The 20,494-nt window shown below is 68.8% G+C and carries 20 protein-coding genes and 3 tRNA genes; 13 read left to right on the top strand and 10 right to left on the bottom strand.

Translation table 11 applies throughout. The features are described 5' to 3' along the window. Positions 1 to 50 precede the first annotated feature (50 nt). The 3 genes from ABD357_RS30375 (at position 51) to ABD357_RS30365 (ending at position 2,993) form a co-directional block, all read left to right on the top strand. Positions 51 to 1,064, top strand: coding sequence for an ABC transporter permease (locus tag ABD357_RS30375; RefSeq protein ID WP_344394215.1), 1,014 nt, complete (start codon positions 51 to 53; stop codon positions 1,062 to 1,064). Beyond that, the gene (locus tag ABD357_RS30370; protein WP_344394214.1) at positions 1,061 to 1,894 is read left to right on the top strand and encodes an ATP-binding cassette domain-containing protein; all 834 of its coding nucleotides are present in this window, start codon (positions 1,061 to 1,063) and stop codon (positions 1,892 to 1,894) included. Before ABD357_RS30375 ends, ABD357_RS30370 begins: the two co-directional genes overlap by 4 nt. A 76-nt stretch (positions 1,895 to 1,970) precedes the next feature. Further along, positions 1,971 to 2,993 carry a LacI family DNA-binding transcriptional regulator gene (locus ABD357_RS30365; RefSeq protein WP_344394213.1) on the top strand — a complete coding sequence of 341 codons (1,023 nt, stop codon included), beginning with the start codon at positions 1,971 to 1,973 and terminating at the stop codon, positions 2,991 to 2,993. A 34-nt stretch (positions 2,994 to 3,027) separates the two neighbouring features. Here ABD357_RS30365 and ABD357_RS30360 read toward each other — a convergent pair whose 3' ends face one another. Beyond that, positions 3,028 to 4,428 (bottom strand): sulfatase family protein, encoded by a 1,401-nt coding sequence (locus ABD357_RS30360; protein ID WP_344394212.1) that lies wholly within the window; start codon positions 4,426 to 4,428, stop codon positions 3,028 to 3,030. A 175-nt stretch (positions 4,429 to 4,603) separates the two neighbouring features. Here ABD357_RS30360 and ABD357_RS30355 point away from each other — a divergent pair, with 175 nt between their 5' ends. Both ABD357_RS30355 and ABD357_RS30350 read left to right on the top strand, forming a co-directional pair. Further along, complete coding sequence (locus ABD357_RS30355; protein WP_344394211.1) at positions 4,604 to 5,596, top strand: ABC transporter ATP-binding protein; 993 nt, start codon at positions 4,604 to 4,606, stop codon at positions 5,594 to 5,596. Beyond that, complete coding sequence (locus tag ABD357_RS30350) at positions 5,593 to 6,417, top strand: ABC transporter permease (RefSeq protein WP_344394210.1); 825 nt, start codon at positions 5,593 to 5,595, stop codon at positions 6,415 to 6,417. Before ABD357_RS30355 ends, ABD357_RS30350 begins: the two co-directional genes overlap by 4 nt. Before the next feature lie 36 nt (positions 6,418 to 6,453). Here the strand turns inward: ABD357_RS30350 and ABD357_RS30345 are convergent, their stop codons facing one another. Continuing rightward, positions 6,454 to 7,431 (bottom strand): hypothetical protein, encoded by a 978-nt coding sequence (locus tag ABD357_RS30345; protein WP_344394209.1) that lies wholly within the window; start codon positions 7,429 to 7,431, stop codon positions 6,454 to 6,456. Between the two features lie 200 nt (positions 7,432 to 7,631). Between ABD357_RS30345 and ABD357_RS30340 the strand changes: the two genes are divergently transcribed. Continuing rightward, complete coding sequence (locus ABD357_RS30340; RefSeq protein WP_344394208.1) at positions 7,632 to 8,444, top strand: SAM-dependent methyltransferase; 813 nt, start codon at positions 7,632 to 7,634, stop codon at positions 8,442 to 8,444. Positions 8,445 to 8,446: 2 nt separating this feature from the next. On the opposite strand, the gene ABD357_RS30335 is transcribed toward ABD357_RS30340, so the two are convergent. The 7 genes from ABD357_RS30335 to ABD357_RS30305 all read right to left on the bottom strand — a co-directional run bounded on the left by ABD357_RS30335 (position 8,447) and on the right by ABD357_RS30305 (position 12,608). Beyond that, a complete protein-coding gene (locus ABD357_RS30335; RefSeq protein ID WP_344394206.1) occupies positions 8,447 to 8,974 on the bottom strand; it encodes a hypothetical protein in 528 nt (175 codons plus the stop codon). Next, positions 8,958 to 9,449: an RNA polymerase sigma factor gene (locus ABD357_RS30330; RefSeq protein WP_344394205.1), complete on the bottom strand. Its 492-nt coding sequence runs from the start codon at positions 9,447 to 9,449 to the stop codon at positions 8,958 to 8,960. The genes ABD357_RS30335 and ABD357_RS30330 overlap by 17 nt, the downstream gene beginning before the upstream one ends. A 186-nt stretch (positions 9,450 to 9,635) precedes the next feature. Beyond that, positions 9,636 to 10,253: a class F sortase gene (locus tag ABD357_RS30325; protein WP_344394204.1), complete on the bottom strand. Its 618-nt coding sequence runs from the start codon at positions 10,251 to 10,253 to the stop codon at positions 9,636 to 9,638. After that, positions 10,250 to 10,651, bottom strand: a complete 402-nt coding sequence (locus ABD357_RS30320; RefSeq protein WP_344394203.1) for a sortase-dependent protein — start codon at positions 10,649 to 10,651, stop codon at positions 10,250 to 10,252. The genes ABD357_RS30325 and ABD357_RS30320 overlap by 4 nt, the downstream gene beginning before the upstream one ends. Positions 10,652 to 10,813: 162 nt before the next feature. Beyond that, entirely contained in the window at positions 10,814 to 11,197 is a 384-nt protein-coding gene (locus tag ABD357_RS30315; protein WP_344394202.1) for a hypothetical protein, read from the bottom strand. A gap of 163 nt (positions 11,198 to 11,360) precedes the next feature. Then, positions 11,361 to 12,077, bottom strand: coding sequence for a response regulator transcription factor (locus tag ABD357_RS30310; protein ID WP_344394201.1), 717 nt, complete (start codon positions 12,075 to 12,077; stop codon positions 11,361 to 11,363). A gap of 45 nt (positions 12,078 to 12,122) precedes the next feature. Then, positions 12,123 to 12,608: a MarR family winged helix-turn-helix transcriptional regulator gene (locus ABD357_RS30305; RefSeq protein WP_344394200.1), complete on the bottom strand. Its 486-nt coding sequence runs from the start codon at positions 12,606 to 12,608 to the stop codon at positions 12,123 to 12,125. Between the two features lie 136 nt (positions 12,609 to 12,744). Here ABD357_RS30305 and ABD357_RS30300 point away from each other — a divergent pair, with 136 nt between their 5' ends. The 7 genes from ABD357_RS30300 to ABD357_RS30270 all read left to right on the top strand — a co-directional run bounded on the left by ABD357_RS30300 (position 12,745) and on the right by ABD357_RS30270 (position 19,727). Next, positions 12,745 to 13,515 carry an SDR family NAD(P)-dependent oxidoreductase gene (locus tag ABD357_RS30300; RefSeq protein WP_344394199.1) on the top strand — a complete coding sequence of 257 codons (771 nt, stop codon included), beginning with the start codon at positions 12,745 to 12,747 and terminating at the stop codon, positions 13,513 to 13,515. Between the two features lie 169 nt (positions 13,516 to 13,684). Next, positions 13,685 to 14,713 carry a zinc-dependent alcohol dehydrogenase gene (locus tag ABD357_RS30295; RefSeq protein ID WP_344394258.1) on the top strand — a complete coding sequence of 343 codons (1,029 nt, stop codon included), beginning with the start codon at positions 13,685 to 13,687 and terminating at the stop codon, positions 14,711 to 14,713. Between the two features lie 196 nt (positions 14,714 to 14,909). Further along, positions 14,910 to 14,984: transfer RNA gene (locus tag ABD357_RS30290), tRNA-Asp, on the top strand. 20 nt (positions 14,985 to 15,004) lie between these two features. After that, positions 15,005 to 15,078: transfer RNA gene (locus ABD357_RS30285), tRNA-Phe, on the top strand. A 79-nt stretch (positions 15,079 to 15,157) separates the two neighbouring features. After that, the gene (gene hrpA, locus ABD357_RS30280) at positions 15,158 to 19,117 is read left to right on the top strand and encodes an ATP-dependent RNA helicase HrpA (RefSeq protein WP_344394198.1); all 3,960 of its coding nucleotides are present in this window, start codon (positions 15,158 to 15,160) and stop codon (positions 19,115 to 19,117) included. Between the two features lie 94 nt (positions 19,118 to 19,211). Then, positions 19,212 to 19,289, top strand: a tRNA-Asp gene (locus tag ABD357_RS30275). 240 nt (positions 19,290 to 19,529) lie between these two features. Then, positions 19,530 to 19,727, top strand: coding sequence for a DUF6274 family protein (locus tag ABD357_RS30270; protein WP_344394197.1), 198 nt, complete (start codon positions 19,530 to 19,532; stop codon positions 19,725 to 19,727). A 427-nt stretch (positions 19,728 to 20,154) separates the two neighbouring features. Here the strand turns inward: ABD357_RS30270 and bldC are convergent, their stop codons facing one another. Next, positions 20,155 to 20,361, bottom strand: coding sequence for a developmental transcriptional regulator BldC (bldC, locus tag ABD357_RS30265; protein ID WP_003949541.1), 207 nt, complete (start codon positions 20,359 to 20,361; stop codon positions 20,155 to 20,157). Positions 20,362 to 20,494: the final 133 nt, after the last annotated feature.

The raw sequence follows: 20,494 nt of genomic DNA, 5'->3' as shown, positions 1-20,494 counted from the left end.
CCCCTCTTGTCCTGGCGACAAGGTTTTCTGTCTTCCGACAAGGACTTCGCATGACTGCCACGTCCACGCCCCCGAGCACGTCCTCGCCGTATTCGGAGCTCAAGGCACCGACCACGGTCCGCAGACTGCTCACGCAACCGACCACCGGCCCGCTGGCCGCCCTCCTCCTGGCCTGTGTCTTCTTCTCCTTCTCGACCGACCAGTTCCTCACCGGCGGGAACTTCTCGCTGATCGTGCAGCAGGTCATGGTCGTCGGCACTCTGGCCATCGGGCAGACCCTGATCATCCTCACCGCGGGCATCGACCTGTCGTGCGGTGCCGTGATGGCGTTCGGCAGCATCGTGATCGCCAAGATGGCGGCCGAGGGATCCGTGCCCCCACTCGTCGCCATCGCGCTCGGCCTGGTCGTCTGCGGCGGCTTCGGCATGCTCAACGGGGCGCTGGTGCAGAAGATCCCGCTGCCGCCGTTCATCGTCACCCTCGGCATGCTCAACGTGGCGTTCGCGCTGACCCACATCTACTCCGAGGAGCAGACGGTCACCAACCTGCCCGGCCCGCTGACGGCCCTCGGCAAGACCTTCCCGCTCGGCAAGACCGACATCACCTACGGCTCCCTGGTCACCATCGCCCTGTTCCTCCTCCTCGCCTACGCGCTGAGCAGCACCGGATGGGGCCGGCACGTCTACGCGCTGGGCAACAGCCCGGAAGCGGCGCGGCTGAACGGCATCCGCACCTCCCGGCTGACCATCGGCGTCTACACCGCTGCCGGTGTCCTCTACGGCATCGCCGCCCTGCTGCTCGTCTCCCGCACCGGAGTCGGCGACCCGCAGGCCGGGCAGACCGACAACCTCGACAGCATCACCGCCGTGGTCCTCGGCGGCACCAGCCTCTTCGGCGGACGCGGTTCGGTCCTGGGCACGTTCATCGGCGTCCTCATCGTCGGTGTCTTCCGCAATGGTCTGCAGCTGATGGGTGTCGCCTCCATCTACCAGACCCTGATCACCGGTGTCCTGGTGATCCTCGCGGTGACCGTCGACCAGATCTCCCGGAAGAAGGCCCGATGACCACCACCACTCCGACCCCCGTTCTGCAGGCACGCGGTCTGGTCAAGCGCTACGGCCACGTCACCGCCATCGACGGCGCCGACTTCGACCTGCTTCCCGGCGAGGTCCTCGCCGTCATCGGCGACAACGGAGCCGGCAAGACCAGCCTCATCAAGGCCCTCACCGGCGCGGTGGTCCCCGACGCGGGCGAGATACGGCTGGGCGGCAAACCCATCACCTTCTCCGGTCCGCAAAGTGCCCGTGCCCACGGCATCGAGACGGTCTATCAGGACCTCGCCGTGGCGGCCTCCATGGACATCGCCTCGAACATGTTCCTCGGGCGCGAACTGCGCCGCCCCGGCGTCCTCGGCAGTGTCTTCCGCATGCTGGACAAGAAGCGCATGCGTCAGGAGGCCGCCGAGCACATGGCTGACCTGAAGATCGGCCTGCGCTCGCTGACGCAGTCGGTCGAGACCCTCTCCGGTGGACAGCGGCAGGCCGTCGCGGTCGCCCGTTCCGTCGCCTGGGCCCGCAGCGTCGTCGTCATGGACGAACCCACCGCCGCCCTCGGCGTCAAGGAGTCCGGCCAGGTCCTCGACCTCATCCGCCGGGTCCGCGACAAGGGCATGCCGGTCGTCCTGATCAGCCACAACATGCCCCACGTCTTCGAGATCGCCGACCGGATCCACGTCCACCGGCTGGGCCGGCGCGCCGCCGTGATCAAGCCCTCGGACTACTCCATGGCGGAGGTCGTCGCCATCATGACCGGCGCGCTCACCGTCGACGAGGCCGGAGGTACGGTCGTAGCGGATTCCGAGGCGGCGAAGGCCGCAGGCGTCCAGGCCAACTGACGTACGGCTGAAGCACTTACAGGTTCCGGCCGCGGCCGTGGCCGGAACCGACGAGCAACAGGAGACCGTTTCCTCGATGGCAGCGAACCGCCGCCCCACTTTGGCCGACGTCGCACGAGAAGTAGGTGTCAGCGCCAAAACGGTCTCCCGTGTCCTCAACGAAGACGGACCCGTCTCGGCGCAGACGCGGGAACAGGTACTCGCGGCCGTGGCCAAGCTGGGCTTCCAGCCGAACCTCATGGCGCGCAACATCCGGGTCGGCGGTCCGGACACCACCATCGGACTGGTCATCCCCGACCTCGGCAACCCCTTCTTCGGAGCCGTGGCCCGCGGCATCGAGGACACGGTCCGAGAGCGCGGACTGACGCTGCTCATGGGCTCCTCCGCGGACGACCCCGACCGCGAACGCGCCCTGACGGCCAAGTTCCTCGCCCGGCGCGTCAGCATCCTGATCGTCGTGCCGTCAGTCGGCGCCGACCACTCCCACCTCAAGTCCCACCGTACGGCGGGGCTGCCCATCGTCTTCCTCGACCGACCAGGAGTCGGCCTGTCCACGGACAGCATCGTCAGCTCCAACCGTGCCGGGGCCCGAGACGGCGTCGCCCACCTGATCACCCACGGACACCGCCGCATCGGATTCGTCGGCGACCTGCCCGTCAAGCTGTACACCCGCCGCGAACGCTTCGCCGGCTACCGCGCGGCCCTGCAAGAGGCCGACATCCCCTACGACCGCTCGCTGGTCGCCAGCGCGCACGACCAGCAGGGGGCCGAGGCAGCGACCTCCCAACTCCTCGAACTGGCCGATCCCCCCACGGCCCTGTTCGCCGGAAACAACATCATGGGCCTCGGAATCGTCGCCGAACTCGCCCGCAGCAAGCGCAAGGACGTAGCCGTCGTCGCCTTCGACGACGTATCACTCGCCGAGGCACTGGAACCGGCCCTGACCGTCGTCGCCCAGGACCCCGAAGAAATCGGCCGCAGCGCCGCGGCCACCGCCCTGGCCCGGCTCGACGGCGACCGCTCCCGGGCTCGCACCATCACTGTTCCCACCAGGCTGATCGTCCGAGGCTCGGGGGAGCAACCCGCGCCCAAGCCGTAGGCGACACGGCCGCGGCCGGCCGGTCGTCGGCCCGTCATTCGGGGGCGGACGTCGGGAGTCGCTCTGCCGCCGTGATCACGGGGCGCGGTTCTCCGCTCTCGGCGATGCGCCGCACGAGCCGCTGCCTCAGCTCTGCCCGGACGTCCTCGTATGCCGGGTCGGCCACGAGGTTGGTCAGTTCGTCGGGGTCGGAGTGCAGGTCGTAGAGGTAGGCGTCCTGGTAGCGGTCGGCGCGCGGATCGTTCCAGGGGTCGGCGTCCGGGGCGGTCGCGGCGTACTTCCAGCGGTCCGTGCGCAGAGCTCGGCCGACCTCCGATTCGCTGACCTGGATGAGTACCTCCCGCGGCCAGTCGGGGTCTGAGCCGTGCAGCAGCGGCAGCAGGGAACGCCCTTGCATCTGTGGGGGCACGGGGATGCCCGCCGCCTGCAACAGGGTGGGCGGCAGATCGACGTGGCCGACCAGTTCCGGCAGCCTTACGCCGCCGCGCAGTCCTGGTCCGCGGAGCACGGTGGGCACGCGTACGGAGGCGTCGTGGACGCTGCGTTTGTACTCCTCGTTGCGGGTCTTGAAGTGGCAGCCGTGGTCGGAGGTGAAGAGGATGACGGTGTCGTCCAGTTCCCCGCGTCGCCGAAGGTGGGAGACGATGCGGTCGAGCACCTCGTCCAGCCGGCGCACCATTCCGTAGTAACCGGGCAGGTGCTGAGCCCAGTTGCCGCCGCCGAGGGCCGCGAGGTCGGAGGGTACCCAGGGGGCGTCGTAGCGGTCGCGGTAGCCCGTAGGAGCGGGGTAGTCGTCGCGGGAGTTCTGGTGGTGCGGCTCCAGGAACGACAGGAAGAGGAAGAACGGCCGGTCCCGGTCACCGTCCCTGCCGCGGTCACGGTCACGGTCGATGAAGTCGATCGCTGCGGTGGCGAGCGCGTCCGCGCGGTAGCCGTCGAAGTGGTGCGGGGTGCCGGTGCCGTCGTACAGCGTGGTCTCGTACGCGTCCGAGGTGAACTCGAGCAGGTTGGCGGCGAGCCAGTGCTCGTACCCGGCCCGGTCCTCCTCCGGCACCGGACCGGCCGTACGACCGCCGGCCAGGTGCCACTTGCCGATGTAGCCGGTGGCGTAGCCCGCGTCCCGGAACGCGCGGGCCAGGGTCTGGGTGTCCCGCGGGAGAGGGAGGCCGTTGCGGAAGACCCCGGTGGTGGTCGGGTACTGCCCGGTCTGGAGGCTGGCGCGCGAGGGCGCGCAGACGGGCTGACAGGTGAAGGAGCGGTCCACGCTCACTCCGTCCGCGGCGAGCCGGTCGAGGGCGGGGGTGAGGCCCAGGGGGTTCCCGTGGAGGCCGGTGGTGTCCCAGCGTTGCTGGTCGGTGAAGAAGACGAGGACGTTCGGACGGCGGGTGGGGGCGTCGGGTTCGGAAGGCCTGGCGGGGGAAGCGCTGAAGGTCATCGTGGTCCCGTTTCAGTGGTGAAGTGGTCCCGGTCCTTCATGACGTACCCCCGGCCGTTCCTGCCGACGGACGGGCCACAACCCATGGGCCACCACCCCGTACATGACAGATGTCATGAGGGCCGATGACAGACCGCACTCCCAACGGCCCCTGCACGCCGCAAGCCTGAAGTACATGGACACAGTCATCGAAACCGCCGGGCTGCGGCGGCGCTATCAGGGCTTCGAGGCCGTACGCGGCGTCGACCTCACCGTCGCCCGGGGCGAGCTCTTCGCTCTCCTCGGGACCAACGGTGCCGGCAAGACCTCCACCCTGGAGCTCCTGGAGGGCCAGGCCGCCCCCGCCGCCGGGACGGTCCGGGTGCTCGGCCGTGACCCGTACCGCGAACGCGCTGCCGTTCGCCCCCGTATCGGGGTGATGCTCCAGGAGGGCGGCTTCCCTACGGAGCTGACGGTCATGGAGACCGTACGGATGTGGGCGGGCTGCACCAGCGGTGCCCGGCCGGAGGTGGAGGCTCTGGAGCTGACCGGGCTGTCCGGGCGGGGGGCGGTACGGGTCAAGCAGCTCTCCGGCGGGGAGCGGCGTCGGCTCGATCTCGCGCTGGCGCTGCTGGGGCGGCCGGAGGTGCTCTTCCTCGACGAGCCGACGACCGGACTGGACGCGCAGTCCCGCCGCGATACCTGGGAGCTGGTCCGCGAGCTGAAGGAGCAGGGCACGACGGTGCTGCTCACCACGCACTATCTGGAGGAGGTGGAGGAGCTGGCCGACCGGCTGGCGATCATGCACGGGGGTCTGATCGCCACGTCCGGCACGGTTGCCGACGTGGTCGCCGAGCGGCCCTCCAAGATCAGCTTCGAGCTGCCCCTCGACCGCTTCCTGGGCGATCTGCCGCCGCTCGCGGCGCTGGGCGTGACCGGTCACCGGCAGTCCGGCCGGATGGTCCGGCTGCAGACCGGCGATCTTCAACGAACCGCGACAGCACTGCTGTTGTGGGCCCGCGACGAGGGCGTGGAGCTGCGCGGCCTCGACGCCCGGTCGGCAACGTTGGAGGAGGCGTTCATGGAGATCGCCAAGGGGCTGGAGAGCACGGGCCTGGCGGGCGAGGGGCTTGAGAACGACAAAGGCCTGGCGGGCAAGAGCCCGGAGCGCGAGGGGACGCGACGATGACATCAGTAGCCCGTACCGCACAAGAGCCCTTGGCCACGGCAACGGCCACGACTCCACAGCGCACCGCCGCGGCCCGTATGGCCGCCCTCGGCCGCGCCGAGCTGACGCTGCTGCTGCGCAGCAGGGCGTCCCTGGTCAACGCGGTGATCCTGCCCAGCGCGCTGGCCTTCGCGATGCGCGGCGTGGTCGACGGGCTGGACCTCGAGGGCACCGGCCTGTCGGTGGCCACCGTCATGCTGCCCGCCGCGCTGGCCAATGCGCTGTTCTTCGCCGTCTATACGAACCTGGTCGGCGTGTACGTCGTGCGCCGCGAGGGTCTCGTGCTCAAGCGGCTGCGCACCGGCGAGCTGCGTGACTGGGAGATCCTCGCCGGCGGCGCGCTCCCGGCGCTTCTGCTGGTGCTCGTACAGTCCGTGCTGCTGGGGGCCGGATTGACCGTGTTCCTGGACGCGAAGGCACCGGCCGCTTGGCACCTGGTGGTGGCGGGCCTGCTCATCGGCGTGGCGATGCTGGTCGCCGCGGCGGCGCTGACCGCGGCGTTCACCCGGACGGCGGAGAGCGCGCAGCTGACGTTCCTGCCGTTCCTGCTGGTGACCATGGCCGCCTCCGGGGTCTTCGCGCCGCGCGAGCTGCTGCCGGACGCGGCGGCCGACGTCGCCGCCTGGCTTCCGTTCTCGCCGGTGATGGACCTGCTGCGGGGCGGCTGGACGGGAGATATGGGCGCTATGGATCAACTCCGGGCGATGCTCGTGGCCTTGGCGTGGACGGGCGTGGCCGTGTATGGCGTGCAGCGGTGGTTCCGCTGGGAGCCGCGGCACTGAGCGACGCGAGTGACGACAGGAACCCGTACACCTGGCCTACGACCCGACCGGCAAGTGCCCGGCGAAGGCATGCACAGCCCGGGCCGAAAGCCGTTCGCCCAGCGGCAGTTGGAGGTCCGCTCCGCAGACTCGGACTCGCAGGAGCGGGCCCTCCATGCGTACCTGCTCGATCCGGGTGCGCGGGATGCAGTGGGTGTCCAGGCCGTGGAGGCCACCGGATCGATCGGCGTGAACGGGGTCGGCGAGGACGACGAGTTCGCGCGGTGTGAGTACGACAGCGGCGTACGCGGGCTCCGAACGCAGAGGGACCGGCAGCGGGCCGGCGACGGCGGCGGCCCGCTCGCCGTCGTTCAGGCGTGCCGTGTGCTCGGTGAGCAAGCGTCGCCATTTGTACGGGAGTCCGGCGTCCGGTACGGGAGCGTCGGGCAGGTCCAGCCCGGCGGGGGCGACGCGGCGGCGCAGGGACAGCACCAAGGGGTGCAGCTCATGCTCGGCGACCGCGTTGTAGTGGATGTTCAGGCGCGCGTCGGTGGCGAGGATCGTCAGACGGGCGTACAGCAGGACGTGCGCCGTCTGGATCGCGGCCACCTGCTCCGGACGCAGGGCCACCCGCACTCCGGGCTCGGCGGGAGCACCGACCCACAGGGCCACTCCGCCGGGCCCGAAACCGAGCACGCCGGCCGGAGTCAGCAGGTGAAGGCGGCTGCCTCCGAGACGGCCGGGCCGGGTGTGAGCGGGGACGACGAACACGTCCCGGAAGTCCCTGGCGCCGACCGTCTGGCGCAGCGCGTCGAACGCTCCGCCTGGCACGTCCTCCGCGCGGCGCGGACGGTACGGGAACCCCCGGATGCCGGTACGGGTGTGGGCGCGCGCGGTCTGTTCGTCGACCTCCTGCTCCCACGGCTCGAGAAGTTCGAGCCTCGGCCGTGCGGCGGGACGCCGTCGCAGCAGCGAGCGGGGGCTCACGGCAAGACCCGTCAGCCCGTCGATCCGCCACCCAGGGCCTCGGAACACGGCCACCTCCCGGGGGAGTTCCAGCCGGGGCGGCATCGTCCGCCAACCGGCATCCTCCACAAACCTACGACGACAGGGCGGCAGAATGACGCCCACCGGCAGGCCGTACCACGGCCGTGACCAAGTGTCCGGCGCCAGGGCCCAATTGCCCGGCGCCATCCGGCCCTTGGGCGTACGAGGACGTACGAGGAGAGGACGACGTGAGCGAGAACCAGCCCGACGGCATAGAGACCCGCATCGACACGGGGACGGCGCACAACGCCCGCGTATGGAACTACTGGCAGGGCGGCAAGGACAACTACCCCGTCGACGAGCAGGTGGGCGACCATGTCGCCGGGATGATCCCCGTCATCCGCGACATCGCCCGCGCCGACCGGGCGTTCCTGAGCCGTGCGGTGCGTCTCCTGGCCGAGGAGCGCGGCATACGCCAGTTCCTCGACATCGGCACCGGGCTGCCGGCCATGGAGAACACCCATGAGGTCGCCCAGCGGATCGCACCCGAGTCACGGATCGTGTACGTCGACAACGACCCCATCGTGCTCTCCCACGCCCGCGCCCTGCTGACCAGCACCCCCGAAGGCGCCACCGACTACATCGACGCCGATGTGCACGACCCGGACGCCATCCTGCGGATCGCGGGCGGCACCCTCGACTTCACCAAGCCGGTCGCGCTGATGCTGCTCGGCATCCTCAACTTCGTCCTCGACGATGCCGAGGCCCGGTCCATCGCGAGCCGGCTCGTGGCGGCGCTCGCCCCCGGAAGCGTTCTCGTCCTGACCCACCCCACCACGGAGCCCGAACTCGGCGGCGACCTCCAACTGGAGGCGATGGCCTTCTGGAACGCCAACGCCAAGCCGCCGGTCACCGCCCGCAGCAGGGAGGAGATCGCCACGTACTTCGACGGCCTCACACTCCTGAAGCCGGGCCTCGTCTCCTGCTCGCAGTGGCGATCGGAGCCCGGTACGGAGACCGGGGCCGTTCCCCAACTGGGAGGCGTGGCGGAGAAGGCCTGAGGTCAGGGATTTTCTGCCGTTCCACTCGGCACTGCCGTCGGCTCGACGGAGTCCGACGTCGGGGCCGAGGACGGGGCCTGGGTGGAGGTGGGGGTGGGGGTGGGAGTGGAGGTGTGAGCGGACGGAGGTGACGAGGCTTCGGAGGCGCCCGTCGGGGTCTCGATGGTGGGCTCGGGGCTGGAGGGCGCGGGTGACGGCACCGACGGGTCCGAGGGGTTCGCCGAGTCGGGCGGAGTGGACGGAGCGGCCGGGGCCGAAGGGCTTGTCGCGGGCGGTGGGGCGAGCGGGGGCGTCGGCGACGCGGGCCCGTCGGACGACCTCAGCAGCGGCAGGGCGACGAGGACGGCGACCGCGCACGAGAGACCGGCTCCGGCCGCGGCACGGAGCAGACGGCGGCGGGCCGCGCCGCGGCGGATCGCCTCGTAGCGCCCGGGGGGCGGGGCGAGGTGGTCGGAGGATGGCCGGAGGATCACCGCAAGGGGGTCGTCGGGGCCGAACTCCGGGCCGCCGTCGTCAAAGCGTGTGGTCAAGGCTTCTCCTCAGGTGGGCGCGGAGCAGTTCGCGGGCAGCGTGGAGATCGGCCTTGACGGTTCCTTCCTTGCGCCCGGTCAGTACGGACACCTCCCGGATCGGCATGTCGGCGTAGTAGTGCAGCAGGATCGGTACGCGCAGTCGTTCCGGCAACGACTGCACGAGCAGCCGGACCGTGGGGTCGGCCAGCTCCGTCTGCGGCCGGACGGCGGCTTCCGAGGTGGCCCGGCGCACGGCTCTTCGCTCGCGCTCCATTTTGCGCCAGTGGTCCCTCACAAGATTGGCCGCGGTGACGTAGAGGAACCCACGGGGTTCCTCCACGGAGGTCCACCGGGCCCAGAGCCGGGTGAACGCCTCGGAGGCGATCTCGTGCGCCGTCTCATCATCGTCGACAAGCCGCCGGCACCACCCGGCGAGACGCGGATAGAGGGCGGCGAACAACTCGGACGCGGCCTTGTCACGGGACCGTTTCAACGCTCTCCAGGGTCGTCGGAACATTCGTACGGAAAGAGCCCGGACCGGTGGCGCACGTTCCACCGCGCCCCTTCAGGGGCGCGGGGAACTGCGCGACCAGCCACAACGGACCGGCGGCCGGAACACGACCCATCGAGGGAGTCCTGGGGGCGCAGCCCCCCGTTTCGGGAAGGGGCGGGGCTGGGGTCAAAGACTCGCGGAGCGCAACACAGCGAAAACGATCACGTTGTCGCGATACCAGTCCCCACGACGCGGCCCCCCGCACGTAACGAGCCGCAACTCCGGCCGCTCGACATCGCCGTAAACGTCATCCGCAGGAAACTCCGCCTTGGCAACCGTCCGCACGGCGGTGACGCCGAACTCCGCAGCCACGCCGTTCTCCAGCCGCGCCACGATCCGGTCCCCCCGCCGCAGCCGGTCCAGGTGACGGAACACCCCGTCCCCGTACGAGCCGACCGTGACATGACCGAGGATCACGGACGGGCCGACCTGCCCCGGCGTCGGCGAGTGCCGATACCAGCCCGCCCGGTCGTCCGCCGTGATCGGCGGCACCTGCACGCTGCCGTCCTCGGCCAACCCCAGCCGCATGACCGAGGTGTCGACCCCGATGGCAGGGATCCGCAGACGCACGGGCTCCGAACGCCCAAGCGGCCGCGCCGACTTCACCTTCGAGGCGGACGGTGAAGGCGAACTGCTGGACCGCGCGCTCGTGCCCTGCCCGCCCCCGTTCCCGCTCCCGCCGCACCCCACGAGCAACGAGCCCAGCCCCACCGCGACGACCGCACGCCTGGACGGCGCCGTCATACCCCCGTCGCCCTCCGCCGACGTACGAGAAAGACCACCGCACCGCCCCCGACGAGAACCGCGGCACCGCCCCCGATCAGCGCGCCTTCACCGCCGGACTCCTCGGACCCCGGCGTCACACCGGTGTCGGGCGCCCCGCTCGGCACGACGGACACCTGACCCGAGTCCGACGTCGGCTCGGCGCTCGGGTCCAAGGGGGTCGGGGTGGAACTCTCGGCCGGTGCCTTGGAAGCGTCCTCAGTCGGGGCAGGCGTGGCCGTGGACGTCGGAGACGGCGTGTCGCTCGCCGGGGCGGAGGGAGCCGGCGTCGGGGTCCCCCCGTCGGCGAACGCGGGCACCGCGCCCCCCAGCACAGCCGTACCCACAAGTGCCATGGCGGCAAGGACAGTTCGGCGCATCAGTCGCTCTCTTTCGTCGCTCCGCCCACCCACGGATTCAGCGGGCGCGTCACGGATCGAGCGGAGAGACGAGACAGCGAGGAACCGGGTTGTAAAGAACAGGCAAAGACACCGGAGGGCTTACGGGCCTACTGCTCAGGCTTACGGCCTCAGGCCTACCGCTCAGGCCTCCTGATACCGCCGGCTCTCCAGCCGTACGTGCAGTTCCTCCTCCTGGTCCCCGGATGCCGTACTGACCTCATACACGGAGAACAGCGAATCCAGCGTGGACCGAAAGCGGTCGATCGCCCAGTAACCGCCCTGGACGTCGGCCGTGACGGACGCCGTGAGGCGGGCGGGACGGGCGCCCTCGTGCGGGTCGGCGACGTCGAACGTGCCGAGCCACACCGTCGGACGCGTCGCCGACAGCTCCTGGGGTACGTCCTCGGCGCACCGGTCGGAACTGAAGCAGGCGCACAGGGTGTCGAACACGACGCGGGCGTCTTCCTTGCTGCATCCGCTGAGTTCCACGGAGACGGTTTCCGGATGCGGTCGTTCCTTCTCCATCGTGATCGCTCCTCTCGTCACCGCACTGCAGAACCTCGGGGGCTGCGGTACCTCGGGACAGCCCGGCCAAACCATGCCCCACCCCCAGAAAACCACCATCTCCGAGGCTGAGCACTCGACGCCTGCGAACACGCCGCCCGCCCCGACCCGCCGCCACAACCCCTCAACGGCTCGAGCACCCCAGCCAGTACCCGAAACCCCGCCGGGTATGGATGAGCGCGGGCTCCTCCTGATCCACCTTGCGCCGAAGCCGCGAGACAAGCTGCTCGATCGCGTTACGGGCCCGGAACTCGCCCCAGACATGCCGGCTGATCTGCTCCTTGGACAGCACACGCTCCGGATTGACCAGCAGATGACGCAGCAGCCGGTACTCCGCGGGCGTGAGATCGAAAACCCTGTCCCCGCGCCGCGCCTGGCACGTGGCATCGTCCAGGACCAGATCCCGGTAGCAGGGCGCGCCACCCGGCCGTACGGGATTCCGGCCGCGCAGTAAAACCCGCGCCCTGGCCAGCACTTCGGCGATACGAAAGGGCTTGGTGACGTAATCCTGCTCCCCCGGCCCAAGCTCGTGAACAAGACAGTCCAGCGACTCACACGCGGTCAGAAAAAGCATCGGCGGCCGGTCCAGAGCCGCCACGCGACGCCCCCGCATGAGCCCGCCCAGATCCGGCAACGTGGCATCGAGCACCACCAGGTCGAACCGGAACTCCGCGACCAGCAAGGCGGCCTCGGCCCCCGTACCCGCCGTACCTACCCGATAGCCCGCCAACTCCAAGGTGGTCGTGAGGAGTTCCGCGGTCCCGGGATCGTCGACGACGACCAGCACATGCTGCCCGTCCCCACGAGCAGGCGACGGCTTCTCGCTGATACTCCCGTACATGGCAAGACCATCCGTGTAGGTCGTGTGCTCCTGAGGCGGCGGTACCTAGAGCTCAGCCTCCGCCCGCCCGATGAAGTCGTCGACCATCCGGTGGACGAGCGAGGCGAGCTGCCGCAACTCCTCCGGCGACCAGTCGGCGAGAGCCACCTGCATACCCCGGGCACTGGCCTCCCGGACGCGGGCGAACGCCTCCTCGCCGGCCGGCGTGAGCCGAACCTGCTGGGCCCGGCGATCGTCGGGGTCGGGGACACGGCTCGCATAGCCGACCCTCTCCAGATGCTGCACCTGCCGGGTGACGTGCGAGGCCTCCACCGACAACCGGGCCGCCAGTTCCCCGAGCCGCAGCGGCTCGCTCTCGGCGAGCTGCCTGAGGACCGCCACGGCGGCACGGTCCAGCGGCAGACCCGAGAGCGCCATGAGGCGCTCGTGCTGCCGCGCTCTGCCGGAGAGGTACGTAGCGCGGGTGAGTGCGCGCTCGATCATCATCACATCTGGCGAGACTTCACCTGCTGCGGAGGACGGTGTGGACATGCTTCGCACTTTACCAGCTAATTGCCTAACTCAAGCAAGCCGAATTCTGCAAGTTTGCTTGACTCAAGTAATTCCTACATGCTTGCCTAACTCAAGTAAGCCGCCACCCACACTCCACCTCCAGAGGAGCACGCCCATGACCAGCACCGGCCTCCAGGGACGCAGCGTCATCGTCACCGGAGCAGGCTCCGGCATCGGCCGGGCCACAGCCGTGAAGTTCGCCGAGGAGGGCGCGAGCGTCCTGGTCGCGGACGTCAACCAGGAAGGCGCCGAGCAGACCGTCAAGACGATCGAAGAAGCGGGCGGCACAGCCAAGGCTGTCATCGGCGACCTCCGCGACCAGCAGGTCATCGACGAGATCGTCGACACCGCCGTACAGGCCTTCGGCGGCCTGAACGTCCTCGTCAACAACGCCGGAATCATGGACCACATGTCGGCCGTCGGCGAGACCGAAGACGACGAGTGGGACAGCGTCATCGGGATCAACCTCACCGCGCCCTTCCGCCTGACCCGGGCCGCCCTGCCGCACCTGCTCACCGCGGGCAGCGGGGCAATAGTCTTCACCGCCTCCGAAGCTGCCCTCCGCGGCAGCGCCGCCGGAGCGGCCTACACCGCCTCCAAGCACGGCATCGTCGGCCTGACCAAATCCCTCGCCGTGATGTACCGCAAGTCCGGTATCAGGGCCAACGCCATCGCTCCCGGCGGCACCGCAACCAACCTCCGCCCCGACCTACGACCGGACGCCCACGGCCCCGCCGCACTGGGCCCCTACCTCGCCATCGGCGTCGGCGACAAGCTCGCCACGCCCGAGGAACAGGCCGCCGCCATCGTCTTCCTCGCCTCCGACGCCGCGAGCTACATCAGCGGCGCCGTCCTCCCTGTCGACAACGGCTGGTCGGCCACCTGATCCGACGGGGCCCGTACGAACCCGGGCGTGACCGGTTTCGGGTTTCGTACGAGCCCTGCCACACCCCTCGCTCAGTACTCCTGAAAGAGAGCCCTCCATGACCTCCATGACCTCCCTGACTTCCGTGACTTCCAAGACCTCCAAGACCTCCAAGACCTCCAAGACCACGATGAAGTCCGTACAGACGGGCCCCTCAGGCTCCATCGACGTGGTGAACGTCGACCGGCCCGTCCCCGGCCCAAGAGACGCACTTCTGCGGATCCGCGCCTGCGGCATCTGCGGAACCGACGTCACCTTCCTGCACATGGGCGGCATGCCGCTGGGCCCGGGCGGAGCGATGATCCCCGTACCCCTCGGCCACGAGCCGGCCGGCGAGATCGTCGAGGTCGGCGCCGAGGTCACGGACCTGAAGGTGGGCGACCGCGTCGTCGTGAACCCTCAGGGTGTCCCCTCCGGCATCATCGGCTGCGGCGGCGCACAGGGCGGCATGCGCGAATACCTGCTCATCGAGGACACCGCGCCGGGCAGGAACGTTGCGGTCATCCCCGACACCATCCCCTTCGACGTCGCCGCACTCAACGAACCCATGGCGGTCGCCCGCCACTGCGTCAACCGTTCCGAGGCCAAGCCGGCCGACAAGGTCCTCGTGTTCGGGGCCGGACCCATCGGCCTCGGCGCGGCGATCTGGCTGAAGCTGCGCGGGGTCCAGCATGTGACCGTCGCCGACGTCATCCCCGAGCGCCTCCAGACGGCCCTGGACATCGGGGCCGACGCCGTCATCGACTCCGCCAAGGAGGACGTCACCGCCCGCCTGACCGAACTGCACGGCCAGGGCGCCAACTCCCTGGGCCAGCCCCGCCCCGACACCGACATCTACATCGACGCCGCCGGAGTCGCCGCCGTCGTCAACACCGCCCTCACCTCGGCCAAGTGGGGCGCAAAGCTGGTCACCGTGGCCGTACACAAAAAGCCCGAACCGATCGACTTCGGCGCGATCCTCCGCAGCGAGATGACCATCATCGGCACCCAGGGCTACCCCACCGAGATCTTCGAGGTCACCCAGGAACTCGTGGAACACCAGGACCGCTTCGCCCGCCTGATCAGCCACCACGTCCCCTTCTCCGAGGTCGAGCGAGCCTTCGACCTCACACTGACGCCCGGGGCGGCCGAAAAGGTGGTCGTCACCTTCGACGACTAGCCGGACGAGGACGAGACGAGCACGAACGGACGCAGAGCCGGGAAGCCGTGGCCCCGCAGGTCAGAGGTGCGGGCCACGGCCCCAGGTCTGATACGCTGATCCAGCGACATCGAGCCGCCACAGCGTGAACCCCCGGTCACAAATCCCGTTGGGAGCACGCCACCCCGTGTGCGACACTGTTCGCACGCAACAGCTTGGTCCTGTGGAGCAGTTTGGAGTGCTCGCCACCCTGTCAAGGTGGAGGCCGCGGGTTCAAATCCCGTCAGGACCGCTGCAACCTCAAGGTTGCGTGGCTGGGTAGCTCAGTTGGTACGAGCGATCGCCTGAAAAGCGATAGGTCGCCGGTTCGACCCCGGCCCCAGCCACAGTCAAGGCCCCGATCTTCGGATCGGGGCCTTAATCCATTCGCCACCTCTTTTCCCGAGGTGCGATCCTGGACCCCGTATGTCTACGCACTCTGCCCCCGCCCCCGCCCTCGGTGATCTCGCCCCCCGTCTGGCTGAGCTGTCTCTGCGCGATGCGCATCGGCTCGGGCGCAGGCTGGAGGGGGCGCGCCGCATTCGTAAGGATGAGGCTCGGGCTGCCGTACTCGCCGAGATCGAGGCGGAGGTGGCCAGGGCCGAGTCGCGTATGGCTGAGCGGCAGGCGCGGGTGCCGGCCGTTTCGTATCCCGAGCAGCTGCCTGTCAGCCAGAAGAAGGACGAGATCGCGGCTGCCATCCGTGATCATCAGGTCGTGATCGTCGCCGGTGAGACGGGGTCCGGTAAGACGACGCAGATTCCCAAGATCTGTGTCGAGCTCGGTCGCGGGGTCCGGGGCATGATCGGGCATACGCAGCCCCGTCGCATCGCGGCCCGTACGGTCGCCGAGCGAGTTGCCGAGGAGTTGGACACCCCGCTGGGTGAGGCCGTGGGCTGGAAGGTCCGGTTCACGGATCAGGTGAACCAGGACTCGACGTTCATCAAGCTCATGACGGACGGCATCCTGCTCGCCGAGATCCAGACGGACCGTGAGCTGCGCGCGTACGACACGATCATCATCGACGAGGCGCACGAGCGGTCGCTGAACATCGACTTCCTGCTGGGGTATCTGGCCCAGCTGCTGCCCAAGCGGCCGGATCTGAAGGTCGTCATCACCTCGGCGACCATCGACCCGGAGCGCTTCTCCCGGCACTTCGGGGATGCCCCGATCGTCGAGGTCAGCGGCCGTACGTACCCCGTCGAGGTCCGTTATCGCCCGCTCCTCGAGGAGGACAGCGAGGACGTCGACCGGGACCAGATCACCGCGATCACCGACGCCGTCGAGGAGCTCCAGGCCGAGGGGAAGGGCGACATCCTCGTCTTCCTCTCGGGAGAGAGGGAGATCCGGGACACCGCCGATGCTCTCACCAGGAAGAACTACCGGTTCACCGAAGTACTCCCCCTCTACGCCCGCCTCTCGCACGCCGAGCAGCACCGCGTCTTCCAGCCGCACACCGGCCGCAGGATCGTGCTGGCGACCAACGTCGCGGAGACCTCGCTGACGGTCCCGGGGATCAAGTACGTCATCGATCCGGGCACCGCTCGTATCTCCAGATACAGCCACCGTACGAAGGTCCAGCGCCTCCCCATCGAGGCGATCTCGCAGGCCAGCGCCAACCAGCGCAAGGGCCGCTGCGGGCGCACCAGCGACGGCATCTGCATCCGCCTCTACAGCGAAGAGGACTTCACCGCCCGGCCGGAGTTCACGGACGCCGAGATCCTCCGTACGAACCTGGCCTCCGTCATCCTCCAGATGACCGCCGCGGGTCTTGGGGACATAGAGAAGTTCCCGTTCATCGATCCGCCGGACCACCGGAACATCCGTGACGGCGTCCAACTCCTCCAGGAACTGGGCGCGCTGGACCCCAAGCAGAAGGACGTACGCAAGCGCCTCACCGAGACCGGCCGCAAGCTGGCCCAGCTGCCCGTCGACCCCCGGCTGGCGCGGATGGTCCTGGAGGCCGACAAGAACGGCTGTGTCCGCGAGGTCATGGTGATCGCCGCCGCGCTCTCCATCCAGGACCCGCGTGAACGCCCGGCCGACAAGCAGACGCAGGCGGACCAGCAGCACGCCCGGTTCAAGGACGAGACGAGCGACTTCCTCGCCTTCCTCAACCTGTGGCGGTACATCCGCGAGCAGCAGAAGGAGCGGGGTTCGTCCTCGTTCCGCCGGATGTGCAAGCAGGAGTACCTGAACTTCCTGCGGATCCGGGAGTGGCAGGACATCTACTCCCAGCTGCGCACGGTCGCCAAGCAGATGGGCATCCATCTGAACGAGGACGACGCGCCCGACCAGCAGGTCCACGTCTCGCTCCTCGCCGGGCTGCTCTCGCACATCGGCATGAAGGACGTGAAGGAAGGCGCGAAGAACGAGTATCTGGGCGCCCGGAACGCCAAGTTCGCGATCTTCCCGGGCTCCGCACTCTTCAAGAAGCCCCCGCGTTTCGTGATGTCCGCCGAGCTCGTCGAGACGTCCCGGCTCTGGGCGCGCGTCAACGCGAAGATCGAGCCCGAGTGGGTCGAGCCCCTCGCCGGGCACCTGCTGAAGCGCACGTACAGCGAACCGCACTGGGAGAAGGACCAGGCGGCGGTGATGGCGTACGAGAAGGTCACGCTGTACGGCGTACCGATCATCGCGCAGCGGAAGGTCAACTACGGGCGCATCGACCCGGAGACGTCCCGCGATCTTTTCATTCGCAACGCGCTCGTCGAGGGCGACTGGCGCACGCACCACAAGTTCTTCGCCGACAACCGCAAACTCCTCACCGAGGTCGAGGAGTTGGAGCACCGCGCGCGACGCCGGGACATCCTGGTCGACGACGACACACTCTTCGACTTCTACGACCAGCGGGTGCCCGAACACGTCGTGTCGGGCGCGCACTTCGACTCCTGGTGGAAGCACAAGCGGACCATCGAAGGCGCAGAGCCCGAACTGCTCGACTTCGAGCGGTCGATGCTCATCAATGAGCGCGCCGGCGATGTCAGCAAGGACGACTACCCCGACTCATGGCGGCAGGGACGGCTCAAGTTCCGCGTGACGTACCAGTTCGAGCCGGGGGCCGACGCGGACGGCGTGACCGTGCACATTCCGCTCCAGGTCCTCAACCAGGTCACGGACGAGGGCTTCGACTGGCAGATCCCGGGGCTCAGGGAAGAGGTCGTCACGGAGCTGATCCGGTCCCTCCCGAAGCCGATCCGGCGGAATTACGTCCCTGCCCCCAACTTCGCGCAGAAGTTCCTGGACCGGGCCGTACCCCTCCAGGAGCCGGTGACGACGACGATGGCGCGCGAACTGAAGCGCATGGTCGGCGTGCCCCTCACCGCCGACGACTTCGACTGGTCGAAGGTCCCCGACCATCTCCGCATCACCTTCCGGATCGTCGACGAGCGGCGGCGCAAGCTGGCCGAGGACAAGGACCTGGAGGCACTGAAGCTGCGCCTGAAGCCGAAGGCACGGCAGGCGATCTCACAGGCGGCAGCGGCCACGGCCGAACGCACGGGCGGGGAGTCCCTGGAGCGCAAGGGCCTCACGGACTGGACGATCGGCTCGCTCACCCGCGTCTTCGAGACGCGTCGCGCCGGCCAGCCGGTGAAGGCGTACCCGGCGCTCGTCGACGACGGCGACACCGTCTCCGTACGCCTCTTCGACACCGAGGCGGAGCAGCAGCAGGCGATGTGGATTGGCACGCGGCGGCTGATCCTGCTGGGGATCCCGGTGAACCCGGCCAAGTTCGCGTCGGAGAAACTCACCAACCCGCAGAAGCTGGCGCTTTCGGCGAACCCGCACGGATCGATCCAGGCGCTGTTCGACGACTGCGCGACGGCTGCCGCCGACAAGCTGATCGGGGACTTCGGGGGGCCGGCCTGGGACGAAGAGTCGTATCGGAAGCTGTACGACAAGGTGCGGGCCGAGATCGTGGACACGACGGTCCGTACGGTCGACCAGGTCCAGCAGGTCCTTGCCGCCTGGCAGGCGTGTGAGCGGCGCCTGAAGTCCGTACGGAGTCCTGCGTTGCTCGCGAACCTCAGGGACGTACGGGCGCAGCTGGACGCCCTGGTGAAGCCGGGCTTCGTGACGGCCGCGGGTCTTCGCCGCCTGCCGGATCTGATGCGGTATCTGGTGGCCGCGGACCGGCGTCTCCAGCAGATGCCGACGAACGTCCAGCGGGACACGACGCGTATGGCGAAGGTCCATGAGATGCAGGACGAGTACGCCTGGCTTCTTGAGCAGATGCCTGCGGGGCGGCCCGTTCCTCAACAGGTCCTGGACATCCGGTGGATGATCGAGGAGCTGCGGGTCAGCTACTTCGCTCACGCGCTGGGCACGGCTTATCCCGTCTCGGACAAGCGGATCGTGAAGGCCATCGATGCGGCAGTTCCGTGACGGTGTCTGTGCGTTGGGTGAGTTCGACCCTTGGGGCTCTGCTCCTGTAGAGTCTCTTCTCGCAGCGCAACGCGACAATCGCTCTGCGAAACCAGGTCCTGTGGAGCAGTTTGGAGTGCTCGCCACCCTGTCAAGGTGGAGGCCGCGGGTTCAAATCCCGTCAGGACCGCCAGTTGTAGGGGCCCGCATCCGGTAAGGGTGCGGGTCTCTTTGCGTGGGGTTCCTTTCCTCAGCCCCGCCCCTTCCCGAAACTGGGGGCTGCGCCCCAGGCCCGCCTTGCCTCCGGCGGGGGTGGGTGGGGTTCGTGGGCGGATGGGGCGCCTGGCGGGGAACGAGCCCGCTCCCCCATTGACGGCGTCACATTCCGCCGGTACTCAAACACCAAGGGCAACCGACCCCTTGGAGGTGGCGTATGACCGCGTTCGCCCGGCACGAGACGCGGGCTCTGCTTCGCGCCCATCTGCAGGCAGCCTCCGGGTACCGGCATCTGACCCGGCACTGCCCGATCTGCCACCGTCTCCAGAACCTGGCCATGGCCATGGAGCTCGCTCCGGACGACGCGGACACACCGGACGGTGTAGCGGAGGACGAAAGCCCCGCAACGGCATGAGCTCCCCCCTCTACCGCAGGTAACACACCCTCAACAAGGCCCCCGGTGTGTGACGGGTGTCACTGCATAGGTTTTCAAATCGGCGGTACTTACCCGTCACCTACAACCGGTCAATTTAATATGTGCAATTGCACCCCACCCCCGGAGCGGCCCCGAAACCGGATCCAAACCGGCCCCAAGCGGCATCGCAGACCGCTCAGATACCACACAGACACCCCACAACCGCTCACACCCCGTCAGGGATCCCGCACAAAAAAGATCGCGCTGGACCCGGCGGAGTCCAGCGCGATCGACGACGCACCCTTGTTGCTTGAGGTTCTGGCTCGGGCGTGGGCTCTGTTGGGGCAGAACCCGCGTCGCTTGGAGCTTTGGTCGAGCAGTCCGGCACATTGGGGGAACCTGCCGAAATGCCCTGCTATGCAGTTGTTCAGGCTTCGCTACGCTGCTGCGGGATGCCCGCGAGCAACGCGCGGACCTCAGCTTCGCGGTAGCGGCGATGCCCGCCGAGCGTACGGATCGACGTGAGCTTGCCTGCCTTCGCCCACCGTGTGACCGTCTTCGGGTCAACACGGAACATCGTGGCGACCTCAGCGGGGGTCAGCAGCGGCTCGGCATCAGGGGTGCGAGCGGTCATGAGCGGCCTCCTCGGGAGAACCGAACCTTCTCGGTTCTTTCCTCTAAATTCTGCACCTTGACCCGCGTTGCCCGAAATGGCGGACGCGGGTCGAGTCGGTTATAGGACGAACGGCTTGTCCTCGGCACTACAA

The organism is Streptomyces vastus (assembly GCF_039532825.1).
Lineage (GTDB): Bacteria > Actinomycetota > Actinomycetes > Streptomycetales > Streptomycetaceae > Streptomyces > Streptomyces vastus.
This window is presented reverse-complemented; position numbering and strand designations above follow the sequence as displayed.

Bases quoted from the DNA above. Each gene is read 5' to 3' on its own strand.
- ABD357_RS30370 (WP_344394214.1), top strand. From the start codon at position 1,061: ATGACCACCACCACTCCGACCCCCGTTCTGCAGGCACGCGGTCTGGTC.
- ABD357_RS30305 (WP_344394200.1), bottom strand. From the start codon at position 12,608: ATGTCCACACCGTCCTCCGCAGCAGGTGAAGTCTCGCCAGATGTGATG.
- ABD357_RS30300 (WP_344394199.1), top strand. From the start codon at position 12,745: ATGACCAGCACCGGCCTCCAGGGACGCAGCGTCATCGTCACCGGAGCA.
- ABD357_RS30365 (WP_344394213.1), top strand. From the start codon at position 1,971: ATGGCAGCGAACCGCCGCCCCACTTTGGCCGACGTCGCACGAGAAGTA.
- ABD357_RS30270 (WP_344394197.1), top strand. From the start codon at position 19,530: ATGACCGCGTTCGCCCGGCACGAGACGCGGGCTCTGCTTCGCGCCCAT.
- ABD357_RS30325 (WP_344394204.1), bottom strand. From the start codon at position 10,253: ATGACGGCGCCGTCCAGGCGTGCGGTCGTCGCGGTGGGGCTGGGCTCG.
- ABD357_RS30375 (WP_344394215.1), top strand. From the start codon at position 51: ATGACTGCCACGTCCACGCCCCCGAGCACGTCCTCGCCGTATTCGGAG.
- ABD357_RS30360 (WP_344394212.1), bottom strand. From the start codon at position 4,428: ATGACCTTCAGCGCTTCCCCCGCCAGGCCTTCCGAACCCGACGCCCCC.
- ABD357_RS30350 (WP_344394210.1), top strand. From the start codon at position 5,593: ATGACATCAGTAGCCCGTACCGCACAAGAGCCCTTGGCCACGGCAACG.
- ABD357_RS30295 (WP_344394258.1), top strand. From the start codon at position 13,685: ATGAAGTCCGTACAGACGGGCCCCTCAGGCTCCATCGACGTGGTGAAC.
- hrpA (WP_344394198.1), top strand. From the start codon at position 15,158: ATGTCTACGCACTCTGCCCCCGCCCCCGCCCTCGGTGATCTCGCCCCC.
- ABD357_RS30320 (WP_344394203.1), bottom strand. From the start codon at position 10,651: ATGCGCCGAACTGTCCTTGCCGCCATGGCACTTGTGGGTACGGCTGTG.
- ABD357_RS30355 (WP_344394211.1), top strand. From the start codon at position 4,604: ATGGACACAGTCATCGAAACCGCCGGGCTGCGGCGGCGCTATCAGGGC.
- ABD357_RS30310 (WP_344394201.1), bottom strand. From the start codon at position 12,077: ATGTACGGGAGTATCAGCGAGAAGCCGTCGCCTGCTCGTGGGGACGGG.
- bldC (WP_003949541.1), bottom strand. From the start codon at position 20,361: ATGACCGCTCGCACCCCTGATGCCGAGCCGCTGCTGACCCCCGCTGAG.
- ABD357_RS30315 (WP_344394202.1), bottom strand. From the start codon at position 11,197: ATGGAGAAGGAACGACCGCATCCGGAAACCGTCTCCGTGGAACTCAGC.